General features: G+C 36.7%; 16 protein-coding genes. 15 read left to right on the top strand and 1 reads right to left on the bottom strand.

Annotated features, from left to right (window positions below; all coding sequences use genetic code 11):
* The first annotated feature begins 31 nt into the window (after positions 1-31).
* The 6 genes from aspS (at position 32) to AC6UD0_RS00580 (ending at position 7,015) form a co-directional block, all read left to right on the top strand.
* Entirely contained in the window at positions 32-1,810 is a 1,779-nt protein-coding gene (aspS, locus tag AC6UD0_RS00555) for an aspartate--tRNA ligase (protein ID WP_500707801.1), read from the top strand.
* Positions 1,811-1,911: 101 nt separating this feature from the next.
* Entirely contained in the window at positions 1,912-2,790 is an 879-nt protein-coding gene (locus AC6UD0_RS00560; protein WP_500693813.1) for a YitT family protein, read from the top strand.
* Positions 2,791-2,947: 157 nt separating this feature from the next.
* Positions 2,948-4,015 (top strand): CDP-glycerol glycerophosphotransferase family protein, encoded by a 1,068-nt coding sequence (locus AC6UD0_RS00565; RefSeq protein ID WP_500695603.1) that lies wholly within the window; start codon positions 2,948-2,950, stop codon positions 4,013-4,015.
* A gap of 27 nt (positions 4,016-4,042) precedes the next feature.
* Positions 4,043-4,852, top strand: coding sequence for an ABC transporter permease (locus AC6UD0_RS00570; RefSeq protein WP_500693811.1), 810 nt, complete (start codon positions 4,043-4,045; stop codon positions 4,850-4,852).
* 11 nt (positions 4,853-4,863) lie between these two features.
* Complete coding sequence (locus AC6UD0_RS00575) at positions 4,864-6,087, top strand: CDP-glycerol glycerophosphotransferase family protein (RefSeq protein WP_500707803.1); 1,224 nt, start codon at positions 4,864-4,866, stop codon at positions 6,085-6,087.
* Positions 6,080-7,015, top strand: coding sequence for a deoxyribonuclease IV (locus AC6UD0_RS00580; RefSeq protein ID WP_500707804.1), 936 nt, complete (start codon positions 6,080-6,082; stop codon positions 7,013-7,015). Before AC6UD0_RS00575 ends, AC6UD0_RS00580 begins: the two co-directional genes overlap by 8 nt.
* Here the strand turns inward: AC6UD0_RS00580 and AC6UD0_RS00585 are convergent.
* Entirely contained in the window at positions 6,996-7,814 is an 819-nt protein-coding gene (locus AC6UD0_RS00585; protein ID WP_500693808.1) for a pyruvate, water dikinase regulatory protein, read from the bottom strand. The genes AC6UD0_RS00580 and AC6UD0_RS00585 overlap by 20 nt on opposite strands.
* Before the next feature lie 142 nt (positions 7,815-7,956).
* Here AC6UD0_RS00585 and rpsU point away from each other — a divergent pair, with 142 nt between their 5' ends.
* From rpsU to glyS, 9 genes are all read left to right on the top strand, one after another.
* Complete coding sequence (rpsU, locus tag AC6UD0_RS00590) at positions 7,957-8,154, top strand: 30S ribosomal protein S21 (RefSeq protein WP_039142968.1); 198 nt, start codon at positions 7,957-7,959, stop codon at positions 8,152-8,154.
* 54 nt (positions 8,155-8,208) lie between these two features.
* Positions 8,209-8,652, top strand: coding sequence for a GatB/YqeY domain-containing protein (locus AC6UD0_RS00595; RefSeq protein ID WP_500707805.1), 444 nt, complete (start codon positions 8,209-8,211; stop codon positions 8,650-8,652).
* A 116-nt stretch (positions 8,653-8,768) separates the two neighbouring features.
* Positions 8,769-9,743: a PhoH family protein gene (locus tag AC6UD0_RS00600; protein WP_500707806.1), complete on the top strand. Its 975-nt coding sequence runs from the start codon at positions 8,769-8,771 to the stop codon at positions 9,741-9,743.
* Positions 9,744-9,745: 2 nt separating this feature from the next.
* The gene (gene ybeY, locus AC6UD0_RS00605) at positions 9,746-10,228 is read left to right on the top strand and encodes an rRNA maturation RNase YbeY (RefSeq protein ID WP_500696650.1); all 483 of its coding nucleotides are present in this window, start codon (positions 9,746-9,748) and stop codon (positions 10,226-10,228) included.
* Entirely contained in the window at positions 10,212-10,607 is a 396-nt protein-coding gene (locus AC6UD0_RS00610) for a diacylglycerol kinase family protein (protein WP_500707807.1), read from the top strand. The genes ybeY and AC6UD0_RS00610 overlap by 17 nt, the downstream gene beginning before the upstream one ends.
* Positions 10,608-10,617: 10 nt before the next feature.
* Positions 10,618-11,526, top strand: coding sequence for a GTPase Era (gene era / locus AC6UD0_RS00615; RefSeq protein ID WP_500693803.1), 909 nt, complete (start codon positions 10,618-10,620; stop codon positions 11,524-11,526).
* 8 nt (positions 11,527-11,534) lie between these two features.
* Positions 11,535-12,308 (top strand): DNA repair protein RecO, encoded by a 774-nt coding sequence (gene recO / locus AC6UD0_RS00620; RefSeq protein WP_500693802.1) that lies wholly within the window; start codon positions 11,535-11,537, stop codon positions 12,306-12,308.
* A 301-nt stretch (positions 12,309-12,609) separates the two neighbouring features.
* Positions 12,610-13,578 (top strand): glycine--tRNA ligase subunit alpha, encoded by a 969-nt coding sequence (gene glyQ, locus AC6UD0_RS00625; protein ID WP_500696652.1) that lies wholly within the window; start codon positions 12,610-12,612, stop codon positions 13,576-13,578.
* The gene (gene glyS / locus AC6UD0_RS00630) at positions 13,579-15,657 is read left to right on the top strand and encodes a glycine--tRNA ligase subunit beta (RefSeq protein WP_500707087.1); all 2,079 of its coding nucleotides are present in this window, start codon (positions 13,579-13,581) and stop codon (positions 15,655-15,657) included.
* Positions 15,658-15,660: the final 3 nt, after the last annotated feature.

Raw genomic sequence — 15,660 nt, forward strand, 5'->3', positions numbered from 1 at the left:
TGACTCAACTAAATGAGAGGAAGATTAGTACATGAAGCGAACAACGTATGCTGGAAACGTTAACGAGGATTATTTAGATCAAGAAGTAGTCTTAGATGGATGGGTTGCTAAAAAGCGTAACTTGGGAAGTCTTATTTTTATTGACTTACGTGATCGTGCTGGGATCGTTCAGTTGGTTTTTAATGAAAAAAATGGCAAAGAAGCCTTTAAAGTAGCCGAATCAGTTAAAAATGAGTATGTTATCCAGATTAAAGGAAGAGTGGTTGCTAGAGCAGAAAAAGAAATTAATCCGGATATCCATACCGGAAAAGTTGAAGTTGATGTTTCTGACGCTAAGGTTTTAAGCACCTCCAAGCAAACCCCATTTGAAATCAAAAATGATATCAATGCGTCTGATGACTTAAGATTAAAGTATCGTTATCTTGATCTTAGACGTCCAGTGATGCAAAAGGGATTATTGATCCGGAATCGGATCTTACAGTCTACTCACAAGTATTTTGACGAAAATGGATTTATCGATATTGAAACCCCAGATCTAACGGTTTCAACTCCAGAGGGAGCAAGAGACTACCTAGTCCCATCAAGAGTATATCCGGGATCATTTTATGCATTACCTCAATCTCCGCAGCAGTTTAAACAATTACTAATGGGAGCTGGATTTGATCGCTATTATCAAATTGCACGGTGCTTCAGAGATGAAGACTTACGGGGTGATCGTCAACCAGAATTTACCCAGATTGATATGGAGACTTCATTTCTTTCTGCTGAAGAAATTCAGGAAATCACAGAAGGATTAATTAAAAAAGTCATGAAAGATACGGTTGACGTTGATGTTAATTTGCCCTTTGAGAGGATTACTTGGCAGGAATCAATGGACCGATTTGGTACAGATCAACCGGATACTCGCTTTGGGATGGAATTAAAGGATCTTTCGGACGTAGTTACTGAGTCCGACTTTAAGGTATTTGATTCAGCAATTAAAGATGGTGGTCAGGTTAAAGCCATTGCTATTCCTGGTGGTGCAGCAAACTTCTCAAGAAAAGATATTGATAAGTACGGTGAATACGTAAAGCGTTTTGGCGCTAAGGGACTTGCATGGATGAAAGTTACTGATGATGGATTCTCTGGTCCAATCGCTAAATTCTTCAAAGATCCAGAAATGGTAAGTAAAATTAAAAAAGCCACTGGGGCAAAAGACGGTGACTTGTTATTATTTGCTGCTGATCGGGGTAAGGTAGTGGCTGATACTTTAGGATATCTCCGGGTTGCCATTGCCAATGAGTTAAATATGATTCCAGAAGACAAGTATAATTTCCTTTGGATTGTTGATTGGCCACTATTTGAATATGATGAGGGTGCTGGGCGTTGGGTTGCTGCTCACCATCCATTTACGATGCCAAATGTAGGTGACGAACATTACCTAAATGATGGAGAAGATCCCCACAAAGCGCATGCTCAAAGTTATGATATTATTCTGAATGGACTGGAGCTTGGTGGAGGATCAATTCGTATTCATACCCGTGATCTTCAAGAAAAGATGTTTAAAGCCCTCGGATTTACTAAGGAAAGTGCGGAGAATCAATTTGGATATTTCCTTAGAGCATTGGATTATGGTTTTCCACCACATGGTGGTTTGGCAATTGGATTAGATCGTTTTGCTAGGTTATTAGCACATCGTGGTAATATTCGAGATGTAATTGCCTTCCCTAAGAATTCAAAGGCAGTTGAACCATTGACTGGTGCTCCTACACCTGTTTCTGACAAACAGTTAGATGAATTAGGCATTTCAGTCGATAAAAAGGATAATTAAATATTAGCTAAAAGTTGTGGTAACCCCACAACTTTTTATTTTTTTTAAATTTTGGAATGGTATACTAGTTATGAATTTCTAAATGATCAGGGGCTACTTAAATGGACGACGTACAGAAAATTTTAAAGCGACATCAGTACATATCTAAGTTCTCGACTGCCTTCGTGTACGGAATCATGGTTTCAATTGCGATGAATTTCTTTTGGACTCCCGGACACATTTATTCTTCAGGAGTTACCGGTTTTGCACAGCTATTGGATACTCTTACAGAACGGTATTTTCCATTTACAATTTCAGCTGCTTTGGGACTTTTCTTACTGAACATTCCAATGTTTATTTTGTCTTGGAAACAAATTGGTCATCAGTTTACCATGTTTACGTTCGTTTCCGTTGTGGTTGCCAGTGTTATGATCAAAATATTACGGCCACTGACTCTGACAACGGATCCATTGATTTGTGCTATCTTTGGTGGTGCCATTAACGGATTTGGAGTGGGTCTGTCGCTTAAAAATGGGATTTCTACTGGTGGGTTAGATATCTTAGGAATTGTTATCCAACGTAAAACCGGTAAATCAATTGGGACAATTAATCTGATATTCAATACTTTTATCATCTTATCAGCGGGATTCTTTTATGGTTGGCCATATGCCTTTTATTCAGCAATTGGAGTCCTAGTTAACGCGAAAGCGATGGATCTGGCATATACAAGGCAACAAATCGTGCAAGTAATGGTAGTTACTGATCGTCCTAAGACGGTGGTTGATAGTATTCAAAATCACCTTAGGAGAGGGATTACGATTATTCATAATGCTGAGGGAGCCTATAACCATAAAAAAAAGTCGGTTTTGTTCACCTCAATTTCACGATATGAAATGACCGAATTTGAAGCGGCTTTAAATGAATCTGATCCAGATTCATTTGGAGTGGTTGTGGATGTTGATAAGGTACTAGGGAATTTCTATGAAAAGAAGCGAAAATAGCTTATTAAGTTAGAGTGTCCCGGTTTTTTCTTTATGATATAATGTCTCATTGTAATTATTGAAAATGGTGGTTTAAGTGAAAGTCATGTATACATGGTTAATTAAAATAGTTTCTGCAATTTTTTATTTTCGACCAAAGAAAAATATATATTATGTTATGAGTTTCGATAATAACCTTAGGTTGATTAAACAGATTGCCACTAACACGCCCATTGGACAAGAATTAGTCGTATTATACGAACCCGAAATTGAAGCTGCAGCAACTGATTTGAGTGCATTTGGAATTAAGACGATTCCCTTTAATGAAAACGCTAAATTTGCGTTATTTACCGTTCCTCAATTAATGTCAGCTCGAGTTTTGTTCTGTGATAATTACTTCCCATTTTTGGCTGGTTTAGTACGACCAAAGAGTAAGATGAGAATTGTTCAATTGTGGCATGCTGATGGTGCCATTAAATGTTTTGGATGGGAAGATCCCACGACCAAGAAAAGATCGTTTTTCGATAGACTTAGATTTCAAAGTGTGTACAATCATTTTGATGACTTTGTGGTAGCTTCAAAAGCGATGGGAAAGATCTTTGAACGCAGTTATCATGAAGTTCCTAGTAAAATGAAATATTTAGGCTATCCACGTTCGGATCGATTGTTTAAGGAACGCTGGAGAAGAGTTGCCAGACATCGTGTTTATCAGGTTGCTCCAGAATTAAAGGGTAAAAGGGTCATTTTGTATGCTCCAACATATCGGGATGGTCTAGAGTTTGAACCTCCAAAAAGTATTGGCGAAGCATTGACCGCTGATCCAAATGCGATTACAGTGGTTAAACTTCATCCCTTACTCAGGGATCAGGAAGCACGTATTAGAAAGTTTTCAAACGGAAATATTCGTTTTTATAATCAACTTTCAACGTCTGATTTACTTTCAGTTTGTGACACACTCGTAACGGACTATTCTTCAGTTGCCTTTGATTTTAGCTTATTGCCACAAGCGCGATCAATGATTTTCTTTATGTTTGATTTAGAACAATACGAAAAAGACCCAGGAATTCAAAAGGATTTCTTACAGTGGTTACCATCTAAACCAATCACTAAGGTTGATCAGTTGAATAAAGCCATTGTGGATAATCAAAAAATTGATTTTACTAATTTTAATAAACACTGGAACACTTATAATGATGGGTATGCAACCGAACGGGTTATTAAAAAGTATGTTTTACAAAATAATTAGATAAACAGAAAAGGGAGAGTGCTGAGCTTGAAGGAAGTTTGGGCCTTACTTAAGGAACAATTTGAAAATTTAGGCATTATTTTTCGAATTTCAAAGTATGAAGATAAGGCTACGTATCAAAGTCATTATTTGGGCTTAGTCTGGGAGTATCTTTATCCGCTGATTCAAATTGCAATTTACTGGTTAGTCTTTGGTGTTGGGTTAAAGGGTAGTACCGGACACAACGGCAGTTATCTCCCATGGATGGTCATTGGGATTACTCCTTGGTTTTTTATGAACCGAGTTACACTAGACGCTTCTAAGAGTATTTACCAACGAGCTGGGTTAGTTTCAAAAATGAAGTTTCCAATTAGCATTTTACCTTCGATTAAGTTAGTCAGTAACTTGAGTTCTTTTTGGACAATGTTGGCGTTTTCAATTGTAATTGGTTATCTTTATGGAGTTCGACCGAGTTTGTTCTGGTTCCAGTGGATTTATTACTTTATTGCCATGATTGCTTGGTTAATTGCTTTTGGCATTTTTAATTCGACCATTACCGTCTTGGTCCGAGATTATCATGTCATGTTGCAATCGTTTATGAGAATGCTGTTCTACATTTCAGGAGTTCTATTTAACTTCGAATCGTCTGCATCATTTCCGCCATTTTTAATCAGAATTTTGGAGTTGAATCCGTTTTTTTACATTGTTCAAGGATTCCGGGATTCAATGTTATCGAGTAGCTGGTTTTGGGAGAAGCCACTGTTAACCGTGATTTTTTGGTTGATGACGTTATTTTTCTTTTTAATTGGATCTCATCTTCACTTTAAATTTAGATCGCATTTTGTTGATTTAGTATAGGTAAAAATAACATGAATGGAAAACAAATTAAAAACAAGTTAATTAATGTGATTAAGTTGACTATTCGCACTGGGCTCATCGTTTTAAACGATGGGTTTATTTGTTTACCAACTAAAAAAAATGAAGTAATGTTTGAAAGTTTTAATGGTAGGGATATAAACGATAATCCAGCCGCCATTTACCTTGCGTGGGTGAAGCAACATCCTCATGATGCTAAAAAGGCCTATTTTGGTGTCAAAGCTTCCAAATACAAACAATTACACGAAAAGTACCCCAACATAAAGATTTTACGGCGTTTTTTTCCAAGGTGGGTTTGGCACATTGCTAGGGCAGACTTTTGGGTTTTTAATTCCCGATTTCCGAAGTGGTGGAAAAAGAATAAGCGGACCACCTATATCCAAACATGGCATGGAACCCCGTTAAAAAAATTAGGAATTGATATCAAACACGTTGCGATTCCAGGTATTTCCACTAATCAATACCATGATGATTTTGTCAAAGAAGCCAAGCGGTGGGACTATTTAATTATGCCTAATCAGTATTCAGAACGAATCTTTGATCACGCCTTTGATTTTAGAAATATTCCGTTACGAATTGGTTATCCCAGAAACGATGTCTTATATCATAAAAATACTTCAGGTGAGATTAAAAAATTAAAAGAAAAAATTATTGGTGACTCGACTTCTAAAGTTATTTTGTATGCACCAACTTGGCGTGATGATGATTATCAAAAGAAGGGCAGTTATAACTTTGAGTTACCGTTTTCTTTAAAAGGTTTCTTTAAGTATGTATCTAGTGACACTGTTTTAATTATTCGTCCGCATTACTTAGTCAAGGACCAAATTGATATTTCTGGGTATGAAAAGCGAGTTTACATTGAAGCTGATCGTGATATTAATGAGTTATACTTAATTTCAGATTTACTCATTACTGACTATTCTTCAGTAATGTTTGATTATGCCAATCTAAAACGGCCAATGTTGTTTTATACTTACGACTTAAAGCATTATAAGGATGAACTACGTGGATTTTATTTTGATTTTCTAAGCGATGCTCCTGGTCCAATTGTTCAAAATCAAAATTCTTTTTATGAAGAGTTGTCTAATTTTAATGAAAATGGTAAGTTTGCTGGGTATCATCAGAAAATGAAGAAATTTTATGGTAAGTTTTGTAGTTGGGAGCATGGAGATGCTTCTAATCAAGTTGTTAAAGTAATGGGGGATAAACATGAGTAATGATGAATTTTTGATTGGTTCACATGTTGCAATGAAAAAGCCAGAGATGATGTTAGGATCCGCAAAAGAAGCCGAACGCGATGGTGAGAATGTCTTTATGTTATACACTGGTGCTCCTCAGAGCTCAAAAAGGACCCCGATTGCAAATCTTAAAATTGATCAAGCACACGACTACATGGCTGATCATGATTTACGTGAGGTGGTAGTTCATGCACCTTACATCATTAACTTAGGTAACACAAAAAAGCCACAAAGTTTCCACTTTGCGGTTGATTTTCTTAAACAAGAGATTGATCGATCTGAAGCAATGGGAGCTGATCAAATTGTTTTGCATCCCGGTGCACATGTTGGTGCTGGCGTTGAAGCCGGAATTAAGCAGATCATTAAAGGGTTAAATGAAGTAATCACCCCAGAACAAAAGATTCAAATTGCACTTGAAACAATGGCAGGAAAAGGGACTGAAATCGGGTCGACTTTTGAACAACTTGCTGAGATTATTAACGGTGTTAATTTGAATGATAAGTTATCGGTTACCTTTGATACCTGTCATACTAGCGACGCTGGTTATGACATTAAAAATGATTTTGATGGGGTTATGGAAGAGTTCGATCAAGTTATTGGTATTAATCGAATCAAAGTGATTCATTTAAATGATTCTAAAAATCCGATGGGATCCCATAAAGACCGTCATACTAACATTGGTTTCGGGACCATTGGATTTGATGCTTTAAATTATGTAGCCCGGTATCCCAAGTTTGATCAAGTTCCTAAGATTTTAGAGACGCCGGTTGTTAAGATTGGGGATGTTAAAATTAATCCTCATCAATATGAAATTAAAATGTTAAAAGAACAGAAATTTAATCCTGATATGATTGAGGATATTAAAGAAGATTACCAAGCTAAAAAGATTAATGATCTTGTTCGTTAATATTAAGACTTTGAGTTATGATGGTGGCCGTTTCTTCAATTGACTTGTTATACACGTTAATTTGAAGACAATTTAGTTTTCGATAAAGTTGCTTGGCATAGTCAAGCTCTTTTTTTATTTGATTTGAGTCCGAGTATGGAGTGTTTGGGTCTAACCCATAAGCAATCATTCTTTCCTGCCGAATCTTTTTTAGATTGGTAACTGAATTGGTTAAACCAAATATTTTATTGTGGTCGATCTGATAAACCTCTTCTGGTAATTGGATGGTAGGACCGATTGGGACGTTTGCTACCAAGAAGTTTTGATTGGCAAGGTATAGCGATAATGGCGTTTTAGATGTTCTTGATATTCCTAAGAGAACGATATCAGCTTTTTTGAGGTCATTAGGTCGTTTTCCGTCATCATTAGCTACCGCAAATTCGATTGCTGAGATCCGTTTGAAGTAGTCTTCATTTAAGTTGTGAACTAGGCCAGGTACTTCTGCAGCCGATTCATGGAGTTTTTTAGAAATGATTTGAATGGGTTTTTGAATGCAGTCAAAACTATACAGGTTATTTTCTAGTGCAAATTGAGATACCATTTTACTCAGGCCCGGATCAACTAAAGTGTGAAAAATGATGGCGTCCTGTTTTTTAGCAAGTTTGAGTATTCCATCGAGCATGGATTGCGTTTGAGTAAATGGGTATCGTTTAAAATTAGCGTTTGCTTCTGGAAATTGAGAAGCAGCGGTTCGGGCGATCGAAGTTGCCGTGGCACCACTTGAATCAGAAATGATAAATGCATTAAAATTAGTTGCCATAATATTACCTCCTACTTTGTTAACATTTTATCATATTTCTTGTTCAGACTCGTTGACGGGCTCCGTGCCATAATGTATAATTAATATTGACCGTTAAGGATTACAGACGGTATCATTTAAGCTCGGAGGGAGGGATTTTATCATGTCAAAAACTGTCGTTCGTAAAAACGAATCTCTTGATGATGCTCTTCGACGCTTTAAGCGCACGGTTTCAAAAAGCGGTACCCTTCAGGAATTCCGTAAACGTGAATTTTACGAAAAACCTAGCGTAAAACGTAAATTAAAATCAGAAGCAGCTCGTAAACGTAACAATAAGAAAAAGAAGCGTCGCAGCTTCTAATAGTAAACGCCCCTGATCAGGAGCGTTTTTTATATTGACGAAAAGAGGTCCAATATGACTTTATCAAATGAATTAAATAATGATTTAAAAGATGCAATGAAGAATCATGATAAGACTAAGCTGACAATTGTCAGAATGCTTAAGTCGAACTTAATGAATGAAAAGATTAAATTAGGTCATGATCTTTCTGATAGTGAAGAAGCGGCTGTTGTTAATCGAGAAGTTAAACAACACAAAGATTCGATTGCTGAGTTTAAAGATGGTGGCAGGGATGATTTGGTGAAGGAGCAAGAAGATGAGCTAAAGATTCTTGAAAATTATGCCCCAAAGCAAATGTCAGAAGCTGATCTTAAAAAAATTGTTAACGAAACGGTTAAGCAACTTGGTGCGTCAAACAAGAGCGATTTTGGCAAAGTAATGGGTGCTGTCATGGGTAAAGTTAAAGGACAAGCCGATGGCAACACTGTTAATAAACTTGTTAATAAAGCGCTTAGTTAAGAAGGGAACTCATTGAATGGTCAATGGGTTCTTTTTGTTCTTTTACTTTGTAAGTGGCAAATTATATGCTAGTATTTTAAGTAAAAGTTGAGTTGATATGAAAGGAACCTGTTTGATTGACAGATAATTTTGAATTTAAAAAAGAATTAACGTTAAAGAATCCAAATGATGAATCAGCTTTATTTGGAGCTCAAGATGCCTTTTTAGATATTCTAGAACGAGGGATGGAAACTTCTATTCGCCATTCTGGTGGTAAGATTACGGTTGAAGGTGACATTCAGAAAGCGGTTCAAAATACCATTGATATTTTAAATGGAATGCTTGAACTTGTTCATTTTGGGATTACTTTGAATGGTAGTGATTTTGTTTCGGCAATGAAGATGGCTGAGAAAGGAACTCTAGGTTTTCTCCCAGAATTATATAATCAAGTCCTTTTAAAGGATAATAAGGGGAAGCCAGTTCGAGTTAAGAATTTTGGGCAGCGTCAGTACGTTCAGTCCATCAAGCATAATGATGTCACCTTTGGAATCGGACCTGCTGGGACGGGAAAGACTTATCTAGCAATTGTAATGGCAGTTGCCGCTTTAAAAAAGGGTGACGTTGATAAGATTGTTTTAACCAGACCAGCTGTTGAAGCGGGTGAGAGTTTAGGCTTTTTACCTGGCGACCTAAAAGAAAAAGTTGATCCATATTTACGACCACTGTACGATGCACTGAATTCGACCCTTGGATCTGATCACACTGAAAGGCTAATGGATCGTGGCGTTATCGAAATTGCGCCATTAGCTTATATGCGTGGTCGGACCCTCGATAATTCTTTTGTTATTTTAGACGAAGCTCAAAACACTACTAATGCTCAGATGAAAATGTTTCTAACCCGGTTGGGTTTTGGTTCTAAAATGATTGTTAATGGTGATATTTCTCAAATTGATTTAAACGGAAGAATCCGGAGTGGATTAGTCACCGCTCCTAAAATCCTGAGAAATATTGATGATATTAATTTTGTAAACTTTAGTGCTGATGATGTAGTTAGACATCCAGTTGTGGCTAAAATCATTAATGCCTACGAAAAAAATGATAATGGGGAATAGATATGGATCTGGAAATATATGATCAAACTAAGGATGGGGTCGACCCCCAAAAAATTGATTTGATTAGAGATATTCTAAATTATGCCGCTAAGTATATTGATTTAAAAAATAATACTGAAATGTCAGTTACTTTGGTCAACAATGACCGCATCAAGGAAATTAACCGGGACTACCGTGGTGTAGATCGGGCCACTGATGTGATTAGTTTTGCGATTGAAGATCAGAGTGATGATGATTTTCCCGTAATCATGAATGATGAAATGAAAAAAGATATTCCTGAAAATATTGGGGATATTTTTGTGTGTGTTGATAAAGTTGCTGAACAAGCTGACTTTTTAAATCATTCAAATGATCGGGAACTTGGTTTTTTAGTTGTGCATGGATTTTTGCATCTAAATGGTTATGACCATATGAAGCCTGAGGATGAAGCCATCATGTTCCCACTTCAAAGAAAGATTATGGACTCTTATGGACTCACAAAATAATAAACAGACTGGGAAAAATAAAAATATATTTCAGGCTTTTGGACATGCGTTTGATGGCATTAAATGGGTTTTTGTTCATGAACGAAACTTTAAGTTTGATATAACTAGTGCCATTATTACTCTAATAATTGGGTTTCTTTTGAAAATTAGTTTGGAACAATTTATGTGGCTGTTTACCGCAATTATTTTAGTCCTTGTGGGTGAGATTCTTAACACCGTTGTTGAGAGGATCATGGATTTTATAGCGGACCATCATTACGACGAACGAGTTAAGGTAATTAAAGACGTTGCGGCTGGTGGCGTTGTTTTAACGGCAATTTTTGCGATCATTGTAGGTTTAATTGTTTTCGTTCCAAAAATTATTGAATTAATGAGCTAAAGGGGAAAATATGGCAGAAAAGGCACAGTATAAGTCAGGATTTGTAGCAATTGTAGGACGTCCAAATGTTGGGAAATCAACCTTTTTAAATCGAGTGATTGGGCAAAAGGTTGCGATTATGTCTGACAAGGCACAAACCACTCGTAACAAAATTCAGGGAATTTATACCACTGATGATGCACAAATTGTTTTCATTGATACTCCCGGAATTCATAAACCAAAAAACAAGTTGGATGATTATATGGACGACGCTGCTCTCTCTTCTTTAAAGGAGGTCGATGCAGTCCTTTTTATGGTTAGTGCTACTGAAACTCGTGGTGCTGGTGATAATTACATCATCGATCAATTAAAAAAAGTGGATTGTCCAGTTTACTTAGTTATCAATAAGATTGATGAAGTCAATCCAAACAGTTTATTACCAATCATGGACACGTACAAACGAGCTTATAAATGGGCTGATGTGTTTCCTATTTCTGCTCTTCAAGGGAACAATGTTGATGAATTACTGACTACTTTGGTTTCTAAGTTGCCAGAAGGACCGCAGTATTATCCTGACGATGAAATTACCGATCATCCCGAACGTTTCATCGTTTCCGAATTAATTCGCGAAAAAGTTTTAGAACTAACGAGGCAAGAAATTCCACATTCTGTTGCAGTTGAAGTTGAAAAAATGAAGACCCAAGATAATGGAAACGTTCATATTGACGCTAATATTATTGTTGAACGAAAGGGCCAACGCGGGATCTTGATTGGGAAGAATGGTGGAATGCTGAAAAAGATTGGGACATTGGCCAGAAAAGAGATTGAAACTCTACTTGGAAGCAAAGTTTATCTTGAATTGTGGGTAAAAATTCAACCAAGTTGGCGTGAAAAAGAATCAGCTTTAAGACAATTAGGGTACCGAAAAGATAGTTACTAGGTGATATTTTGTCAGTAAATCCAAGGAGTCAAACTTTTCACGGAATTTTATTGTATCGTAAGAACTATCGCGAGCACGATATGTTGGTGAAATTTTTGACGGCAGAAGCTGGGCTCAAAATGTTTTTTATTAGAGGAGCCAATAAAGCGAACTTTAAAATGGCAGGTGATATTTTGCCATTTAGCTTTGGTACGTACGAGGGCACGCTCAAATCAGAAGGATTGTCGTACATTAGTAGTGGTAATGAGGTTAAGCATTTTGAACAGATTGCAAATGATATTTATTTAGATGCGTACGCTACTTACATTATGACGTTAGTGGATGCGGCATTTCCTGAGGGAGTTAAGATAAACGATTGGTTTAATCGTTTATACTATGCTTTAAATATGATTAACAGTGGTTTTGATGCTGAAGTAATTACCAATATCATTGAGATTCAACTTCTTCCTGCTTTTGGGGTAGCACCTGAATTTAAATCCTGTGTTATTTGTCATCAAACCAATAAAAAGTTTGATTATTCAGAAGAGTATGGAGGAATTATTTGTGAGGATCATTTTCATCTTGATCCTCATCGAATGCATCTCGACCAAAAAACAATTTACTATCTTCGCTTGTTTTCTGCGATTGACCTGAAAAAAATCGGTAACATTCAGGTTAATAGCAAAACTAAAAAGAAAATTCGAAGTGTGATTGATAAAATTTACGATAGTTCTGTTGGACTAAATTTAAAGAGTAAAAAATTTTTAGATCAGATGAACAATTGGAAAATCAACCTTAATTGATGGTTAACCGTTGACTGTTTTGTGTGATAATTTTATAATTATAGTAGTTAAATAATTGGTGTTGATGAAGGAAGTTTTATGCTTATCACATTTCAGTGAAACCATGTTAGTGGGAAATGGTTAATGTGGGTATAAATTGGCACTTTCGGAGCCATTTAATCTCGAGTTGCTGATTAAGTTCAGAAGTAGGGTGGAACCGCGAATAAATCGTCCCTATGTGAAAGTCATTGTACTTTTGCATAGGTTTTTTTATTTGCTTATTGATTTTTTTTATTTGCTTATTGATTAGGAGGAGAAGTTAATGACAGAAAAACTATCAGTCCAAGATATTATCAGTACTCTAGAGTCATATTGGAGTTCGCTTGGTTGCATGCGGATGCAATCATATGATACTGAGAAAGGTGCGGGAACAATGAGTCCGTACACTTTTTTGCGTGCGATTGGACCAGAGCCATGGAATGTTTGTTACGTTGAACCATCAAGACGTCCAGCTGATGGTAGGTATGGAGAAAATCCTAATCGGCTTTATCAGCATCATCAGTTTCAGGTATTAATGAAGCCATCTCCGGACAACATCCAAGAATTGTACATTAATTCGCTTGAACAACTAGGAATTAATCCACTTGAACATGATATTCGGTTTGTTGAGGATAACTGGGAAAATCCATCAATGGGATGTGCCGGTGTTGGATGGGAAGTATGGCTCGATGGCATGGAAGTAACTCAGTTTACTTATTTTCAGGTTGTCGGTGGATTAACTATGGATCCAGTTGCGGTTGAAATCACTTATGGATTGGAACGGCTTTCTTCGTACATTCAAGACGTCAACAATGTTTTTGACCTGGAATGGGGTAACGGAGTTAAGTATGGTGACATCTTTAAAGAGCCCGAATATGAGCATTCTAAGTATAGTTTTGAAGAATCAGACCAAAAAATGTTGCACGAAATGTTTGATGCTTACGAGAAAGAGGCCAAACGATTAATATCACTTGGACTAGTTCACCCAGCCTATGATTATATTTTGAAATGTAGTCATACTTTTAATCTACTAGATGCAAGAGGAGCCGTATCTGTCACTGAACGTGCTGGTTACCTTTCACGAATTCGAAAAATGGCACACGCGATCGCCAAAGCATTTGTTGCTGAGCGTAAAAAGCGTGGTTTTCCACTTATTAAGGATGAGCAAAAACGACAAGAGCTTTTAAAAGATGATTCAAAAAATAGTAAGAAGAAAAACAAAAAGCATCATGATGGCAAGGGGGATAAGTAGATGGCTAAGACATTTTTGTTGGAGATTGGATTAGAAGAAATGCCCGCTCATGTCGTGACGCCAAGTGTTAATCAATTGGCAGAAAAAGCGGCTCAGTATTTAAAAGATCAAAGAATTTCTTATGACCAAATTAAAAAATTCTCTACTCCTAGAAGACTGGCAATTCAAATTACTGGCTTAGTTAACAAACAACCAGATGTTGATAAAGAGGTTCGAGGTCCGGCCGAAAAGATTGCAAAGGACAAAGATGGCAATTGGAGTAAGGCGGCAATTGGTTTTACTAAAGGACAAGGATTAACGCCTGATGATATCGTCTTTAAGGATGTTAAGGGAACTAAGTATGCTTTTGTTGAAAAACACGTAGCGGGAAAACCAGTTCAAGAAGTATTAAGTGGTCTTAATGATGTTGTAAAATCAATGACTTTTCCAACGTTAATGAAGTGGGGAACCAACAAGTTTGAATTTATTCGCCCCATTAAATGGATTGTGGCTTTACTGGACGATGAAGTGATCCCAATGCAGATTGTTGATGTTCATTCTGGACGGACCACCTGGGGACACCGCTTTCTTGGAAAAGACGTCGAGTTAAAAAATGCCGATGATTATGAAGAAGCTTTAACCAGCCAACACGTGATTGCCGATGCTAACAAGCGAAAAGATTTAATTCGTAAACAGATTGAAGCAATTGCTAAAAAGAACAATTGGAAGGTCAATATTGATAATGATCTTCTTGAAGAGGTTAATAATTTAGTGGAATGGCCAACTAGTTTTGCTGGAAAATTTGACGACCGTTTCTTAAAAATTCCACGTGAAGTATTGATTACTTCAATGAGAAACCACCAACGATTCTTCTACGTTGAAGATCAGGATGGTAATCTTTTACCTTATTTTGTCTCCGTTAGAAATGGGGATGAGAATCATCTTGATAACGTGGTTGCCGGAAACGAGAAAGTTTTGACTGCTAGACTTGATGATGCTGATTTCTTCTATAATGAGGATCAACAGCAATCAATTGACGATTATGTTAATAAGCTCAAAACAGTTAGCTTTCACGATAAGATTTCTTCTGAATACGATAAAATGCAACGGGTTCAAGTTATTTCCCAGATAATTGGGAAAGATGTTGGATTAGATGAAACTCAATTAAAACACTTACAACGTGCTTCAGAAATTTATAAATTTGATTTAGTTACCGGGATGGTTGGAGAGTTTGCTGAATTACAAGGAGTAATGGGTGAAAAATACGCATTGCTTGCGGGTGAAGATCCGGAAGTTGCTACTGCAATTCGTGAACATTATCTTCCCATTTCATCCGACGGGGAACTTCCCAAAACTAAAGTAGGTGCTGCTTTGTCAGTGGCAGATAAACTTGACAGTGTGATGACCTTCTTTGCTGCAGATATGATTCCTAGTGGTTCAAATGATCCGTATGCATTAAGAAGGCAGGCAGCTGGAATTGTTAGAATTGTTGTTAGTGAAAAGTGGCGAGTACCACTTATGCCATTAATGAATCAAGTGATTGCTGAAGAGAAAGCTAAAGCGGTCTTACCAAAAGTAGATCAAACTAAGATTGTTTCTGACGTGGTTGCGTTTATTAAAGAAAGAATTAAACGACAACTCAAGTCGAAAGATATTCGCTATGATCTAATTGATGCGGCGGTGGGATCAACTGACAGTGATATTTACTTTAACGTTGAAACCGCAATGACATTAAATGATCATAAAGATGATCCTAATTTTAAAGAATCAATTGAAGCACTGACACGAGTGGTTCGGATTGCTCAAAAAGGTCATTTTCCAGCTGGTAGTGTTAAAGTTGATGAAAAGTTGTTTGAAAATGATTCAGAGAAAGTCCTTAATGATAAAATCAAACTTATCAGCCCAAACTTTAATGAATTGAATGCTAACCAAGCTTTTAATGAATTAACTTCTTTAAAGCCACTCATTGATGAATATTTTGATAAAACCATGGTAATGGCAGACGACACGAAAGTTCGCAATAATCGTCTGGCAGAATTGGCTAATTTAGCAAGAATGATTGATCACTTTGCTGATGTCGACGAAATAATTGTTAAATAAAAA

It is taken from the genome of Fructilactobacillus sp. X7R9C1 (assembly GCF_059901005.1).